At 48.3% G+C, this 6,000-nt stretch carries 6 protein-coding genes and 1 pseudogene; all 7 read right to left on the minus strand.

Annotation, left to right across the window (positions count from 1 at the left end; translation table 11 throughout):
• Window positions 1–58: 58 nt before the first annotated feature.
• The 7 genes and pseudogenes from COO59_RS19090 to COO59_RS19120 all read right to left on the minus strand — a co-directional run bounded on the left by COO59_RS19090 (window position 59) and on the right by COO59_RS19120 (window position 5,466).
• Window positions 59–670, minus strand: coding sequence for a hypothetical protein (locus tag COO59_RS19090; protein ID WP_103061279.1), 612 nt, complete (start codon window positions 668–670; stop codon window positions 59–61).
• An 80-nt stretch (window positions 671–750) separates the two neighbouring features.
• Window positions 751–1,359, minus strand: a complete 609-nt coding sequence (locus COO59_RS19095; RefSeq protein ID WP_103061280.1) for a hypothetical protein — start codon at window positions 1,357–1,359, stop codon at window positions 751–753.
• 68 nt (window positions 1,360–1,427) lie between these two features.
• The gene (locus COO59_RS19100; RefSeq protein WP_103061281.1) at window positions 1,428–1,772 is read right to left on the minus strand and encodes a hypothetical protein; all 345 of its coding nucleotides are present in this window, start codon (window positions 1,770–1,772) and stop codon (window positions 1,428–1,430) included.
• Window positions 1,773–1,785: 13 nt separating this feature from the next.
• The gene (locus tag COO59_RS19105) at window positions 1,786–2,127 is read right to left on the minus strand and encodes a hypothetical protein (protein WP_103061282.1); all 342 of its coding nucleotides are present in this window, start codon (window positions 2,125–2,127) and stop codon (window positions 1,786–1,788) included.
• A gap of 98 nt (window positions 2,128–2,225) precedes the next feature.
• On the minus strand, window positions 2,226–2,573 hold the full coding sequence (locus COO59_RS19110) for a hypothetical protein (RefSeq protein WP_103061283.1): 348 nt from the start codon (window positions 2,571–2,573) through the stop codon (window positions 2,226–2,228).
• 306 nt (window positions 2,574–2,879) lie between these two features.
• A pseudogene (locus COO59_RS19115) lies at window positions 2,880–3,811 on the minus strand (integrase domain-containing protein).
• An 887-nt stretch (window positions 3,812–4,698) separates the two neighbouring features.
• The gene (locus COO59_RS19120) at window positions 4,699–5,466 is read right to left on the minus strand and encodes a hypothetical protein (protein WP_133158624.1); all 768 of its coding nucleotides are present in this window, start codon (window positions 5,464–5,466) and stop codon (window positions 4,699–4,701) included.
• Window positions 5,467–6,000 lie beyond the last annotated feature (534 nt).

The raw sequence follows: 6,000 nt of genomic DNA on the forward strand, positions 1-6,000 counted from the left end.
GTAATAGCGGGATCTGTCTCCTTCCGGAGAGCAAATCCCGGAAGGATGGGTAAACAGGTCAGCTGTTGTGCTGCTGAGCAAGCCAGAACTCAATGCCTGATATGGCTTCCCACTCTTCAGTGGTGACCTGCTTGCCGGGACCGGAGGTTTTTACCAGCAGCAGGTGTTCAATTGCACCGGGTATAACAAACGATGCCGGTATGTTTTCAGGTGCTTTGGTAAACATATCCATATTCCATGCCAACCATCGCTGCGCGAAACGCCAGCTTTGCGGACAGGAACTGGTTATGTAATAGCTTTCGGGGCATAGGTTATGCAGAAGAACCAGCACGATGCGCACGAATAAATCCTGTTTGCATCGCTGGCTTTCCACTTTACGGTATGGCCGAAAATTATCCGAAAGCGTCTGCCTGAGATAGAACGGATTGAGGCAGTAGCCTTCGCCGTCCTTATGGTTGAACGTGACCGAACCCTCTTCGTCAAAAAGCTCTGAAGCGCGGTTCATGTCAAAACCCAGCTGCTTATAAGGCCGGAGCTGAGCGGGAAGAAGCCAGAAGGCTTCTTTAACTGCGTCGGTAAATCTGAACCACTGTTCATCATTTATGGACGCTCCCTGCTCAAACTGGTAAACACCCGGAAGGACCAGAGGCTCGGTTGGTGTATGTGCCATGGTAAATCTCCATTAAAAAGGGGATCTACCGCCCACAGGGAGGTAAATCCCCGTTGGGTTAAGTTAGATCGATTGCCGGATCAGCGTTTGCCGGCTTTCAGTTCTTCGAGCGCGAACTCAAGTTCTGAAATCAGCCCCCAGTCAGCCGTCGTAAACGGACGTTCCCCCCCGGAAACGCTTCTGATTAGCAGTTCATCAGCTGCGCCGGTAATGAAACCTTCCGTGCTGAAAGGCTGAGGAGTATCACTGTCCGCAATCAGTTGGTGCCGTATTGCCCAGCGAACCGGAAGCGCCCAGCTGACGCCGCCGGCTGATGACGTTATCTCAAAGCAGCCTGAGCAATGGTGATATAGCATCATCAGCGCAATCCGCGTGAAGAAGTCGATGGGCTGACCTTCCGTTTCAATACGCAAATCAGGGCTCATATCCAGGGTAAACATCACGCTTCTGGCAATGTAATTCCCTTCGTCTTTTCCAACGAATTCAAAAGCCTCGGGGTGAGTAAACATCATGGACGCGCGTTCCAGACGAGTACCGTCACCTGGCGAGCAAGGACGGAGATGTACCGGTAACAGCCAGAATGCTTCAGTGACTGCCAGGGTAAAACTGTGCCACTGGCTCGGTGATATCCATCCGCTCTGCTTCACGGTATAGGTAACGTGTTGGGGCGGTACGGAGATTGGTGTCATGATAAATCCTCAAAAAAAGGGGATTTATCCCCCTGATGGGGAATAAATCCCCACAGGGTTAAGTCAGATTAGAAAGATTCTAATCGGCCAATTGCCAGATCGCCCAGGCCTTCAGAACGTCCATTTAAGGAAATCCGTTCATGTAAAGCGCGGTCGAGCCTGATGCTCATGGCACGGATGGATTCAACCAAATCAGCACAGCCAGGACTGAGAAAACGGTCCTGAACCATACCGAATTCAAGGTTGTAAATAACGTTAATCTGAACGGACATAGTGACTGGCAGCTCACCACAGAGGTGCACCTGCTCGTCAAGGTCGTCCAGACCAAATCGCTGATAGGCTAGTGCCGTCAGCATGTCGCCCTCGTAGTTAGCTAACTGCAGCATATCTGTCAGGTTTGTTGAAATAGTCATATTCCATTTTCCCTTACTGATATGCATAACGCAGGTTTGCCATCTGATTCGCCAGCTTCAGTGCGAAACGGCGAGCCTGACGGTAAGAGCGGAATACCTCATCCGGCTTTTTCAAAGATCCAAACCGGTGATTACCGTAAAACGTGCCGGAACGTGTAAGTATGCCGGCCGTCCATTTTCCTGACGATAACTGATGAACCTGAACCTTAAAGCTGAGTGAGCCAGCCCGGTTCATTATCCACTCTTCTTTTTTTTTGCCGGCCGCGACGCGATCCCGCAGGGATGACGCTGCAGCAGAGACTGCTGAAAAGATGCCTTTTATGGAAAGGGAGGTTGGTAATAAAAGGGTATGCATGGTGTTTCTCCTGTCGAGCGGGAAACACCTGCCCTGTCGGGAAGATGTTTCCCGATGGGCATTCGCATAGCGAATGTATGGTTAAGACGACCGTGCTGTTACTTCTGAGCGGTGAACACCCTGAAAGTCGCAGCATCAGACGCGGCATGCTGAGCGGCTTTCGCTGCAGCTTTATGTGTAAAATGCTCACCGTGCCGGCTGAAAATGAACTCATCGCCTGGCTGGCCTGCAATCAACGTTCTTGCCATAACAATGGCGTGATAACGTTGATCGTCAAACCAGACGCGGGAACGAAACTCATAATGACCGGAAGGTGAAGCAAGCCACGATGTTCCCCTGAGTGCAGCCTTAAGGTCTGGACATTCGGATGCAACGCGGGTTGCAACGGAAAGGACCAGATCGAATGGCGTACGCAACTCATTCAGAAACGAGCGGGTTATGGACATAGTTTCTCCAGAAAAAAAGAGAAACATTTGCCCTGTCGGGAATGTTTCCCCGAAGGACGAAGGCCGGAGCCGGATGGTTGAATGTACCTTCATCGCCAGGCAGTAGGAGCCGTGATTGACGATATCTGCTTCCAAAGGCGAGCAGATTTACCACACTGATGTGTTCTCCCTTTCAGGCTACAGGAGTGTTGTTTGCAGCTACCCGAAGGCGGTCATCTCAAGCTACAGACCATTGGTGGTTGTCCGAGGACAACGTAAGAAGCGTTTTAATAATAGCGTTTGCTTAAGGCAAATTACAAGAGCCCTTTATTCATCTGACTCATCTATCCGGTTGTAAACCCGGGCAACGTAAGCACCACGTCCATCACCGTGTCCAAGATCCATTGAAACTAAAGCCTCAGCCTCTTTGCGACTCATGCCATTTTCTAATGATGATTTACGGCATCCTGTGAATAAGCATACCTGAGACTGTGCGGGGCATGAATTCCAGTCATTCCACTTTCAAATAATATTCTATGGTAGCGGCCAAGTGCCTGATGAAGTGTTGGTTTATCGATTAGCTTTCCGTTATTTCTTTCAATGTGCCGGATAGCTTCATTTAACAGGTTAACAACCTTCTGCTTCTCAAAAATGGTTGCATCACGTGGACGCCCACCTTTAGTACCAAACACAACGCGCACATTATTATTTCCGTCTTCTAAACTTTTTCGCCAGGTATTTAGTGACTTTGCCGACTGAACGGTTTCCTCTGCACGTAACCCGATATATCTGGCGAGCTGAACCCCTAGCGCAACCCCCCTGTCTTTTTCTGATACCGTTAAAACAATTTCTCTCAGACGCTCGTCCGAAATGGCAACTTTAGTGCCTTCCCGACTGGCTCCGGAAATATTCAGCGCCTGATTACTCAATTTATCATGCGCGGGATTAGCCAGAACGTGACGGCCGCCTTGTGACAGGATTGAACGTATAGCGGCCATTTCATTTTGCAGGGTGCGTGAAGAAATATTTTCATCCTGACGACTACGAATATAATTTTCGACATGTTTGGTTTTAATATGGCTTACGTCCCGAATCTGAATATTAAGGGTTGCCAGTCGCTCCGAAAAGCGACTGGCAATCTTTGAACGATCAGAAACCGTTTTAAAACTTCCTCCGCCCTGACGTGCGAGCGTGACGAGCTGTTTACCTAATTTTCCAGACACTGCATATCTCCTTTCAGAATCCACTGCTGTAGGCATACAACCCCACAGCAGTGTGACTCTGAATCTGTACATCTCTTCCCCGACGACACGGTTGCTTTTGCGCTTCCTGCGTCTCGACTGGTATCTGTGCATCGGGGCGGCGAAATGTTGAGTTCTTGCGAGGCTCCCCAGGTCTCTGACCTGTTTGCGGCTTGCGCCGTGCTGACGTCAGTCAGTCTGCCTCCGTACACCAGTTTCCTGATGTCGCCATCGATACCGAGTCGATCATTCTCCTTCTGATAAAACGCCCTTAACGGGTTGTTCGTTAACGTCGCGTCATGGTTGATAAATAGCCAGTCGAGCATCTAAAAACACGTAATACGTGCACGTCAGATTTCGCCAGCATGCTGAAAACCGCACTGTACGTGGGTTTGGTCGTTATGCGCTGCGCGCGTCACTTTGTTCTCGTTTCACTCGAACCAAAGTGACGCCGCACAGCTTCATGCTCCTAATGCGTCTTCCGCAAGCGCCCAAATGTTCCAAATGGGCTTATGCGTCATTGCAAAAGTCGTATGTAGCTCAGGGCATATCCCTGACAAATCTCATAACGTAAGTGAAGAAAGCATCGTTGAGGATGCCTTATCTGATGACGCCAAGCGTATGTGAAAGCCCAGACTTTGATGTGATTAATGTACCCTCATCGTCGCGTCGTAGGTGCGCATGTTCTGACGATATCTGCTTCCAGGGGCGGGCAGATGTACCACACTGATGTGTTCTCCCTTTCAGGCTACAGGAGTGTTTTTGCAGCTACCCGAAGGCGATCCTCTCAAGCTGCTAGACCATTGGTGGTCGTCTGTTGACGACTTAATGCCTTATTACCTTAGCAAGACAAATAATTAATTGTCAATTAAAAGAAAATAAACCTCGGAGGGCTCTATTAGATATCAATCATCTTTATCCATTACCACAACAGATGGAATAATACTTAACAAACCGTCATTAATAATCTCAAACTCATACTCATTGATTAATTCTTTTAAGTTAAGGCCAATCATTTTCCTGAAGGCGCCCAATCCTGTATTCATTCTAATATGATCATTCTCGACTGACGTATGATTCATGTAGTAACGACAAGCCTTAACCATTGATTCTATAATCACCTTCAACTTTGAGTCACCTTTAACCGATCTTTGAATAATAAAAAGATCTCTCCTCAGAGACTCTATCGATGATAGAACATAATAAGGATTTTCAATGTCGTAGTTTTCAAATAATGCGCCTTTATAGCCAAGAACGTCAATCACATCCCTTATGTAATCCAAGTCTTCCTCATACTTAATGAGCATGCTAAAGACTATTCTTTTCTCACCTTCAAGCGCAGCCTTAATCATTCCTTCATGGAGCTTTTTCCAATCCTCCAATTCTTGAACCGTATAATCATTGCCATTATTTTTATCAATCATATAGGAACAAGTACCACATAGCCAAATGCCATTTTTAATGCTTTTCCTTTCAGAAACTGATTGATTTTTATCATACCTCGGCCCTCCCTCACTACCTGCGCGTATATGAGAAGCAACGCCAGCCATAATTGAATTACCGTCATCCTTGGCAGGGCCAATTGTCATTCTGCGACATTTTGGATTACTACAAATATAAGCTGCACGCTTAGCCAAAGCTCCAACAGTACTAGGAGAGAACTTATCGCCCATATAAAATCCTTGTAATATTAAATGATTTAAAATACCCAAGTGTGAAAAAATTAATTACTCACAATTGAGAATTATCAGCTTGAGAAAAGCAAAGTACGACAGAAAAATATTAAGAAGTTAAAATACCTGATGATTCAATTTTCGACAAGTAAATGAGCGGCTTATATGGGAAGCAGCCCTACGTCTCAGTCTAACCGGTAGGGCAACGAACTCCACAGCGACCAATGTGGGAAACAGCCCTACTTTACTGACCGACCTGCGGCACAGCGGGCGCGCCGCTGCCCGGTGTGGGAAACAGCCCTACTTTAGTGGCCGTCGGGCGCTGCAGCGGGTGCGCCGGTGCCTAGTATGGGAAACACCCCTACTTTAATGGCCGCCGGGCGCTGCAACGGACGCGCCGGTGCCCGGTATGGGAAACAGCCCTACTTTAATGGCCGCCGGGCGCTGCAGCGGTGCGCCGGTGCCTGGTATGGGAAACAGCCCTACTTTGCGGGCCGCCGGACGCCACACGTGGGCTGCGCCGGTGCCTGGTAT

The sequence above is a fragment of the Mixta theicola genome (assembly GCF_002895925.1).
In the GTDB taxonomy this organism is placed as follows: domain Bacteria; phylum Pseudomonadota; class Gammaproteobacteria; order Enterobacterales; family Enterobacteriaceae; genus Mixta; species Mixta theicola.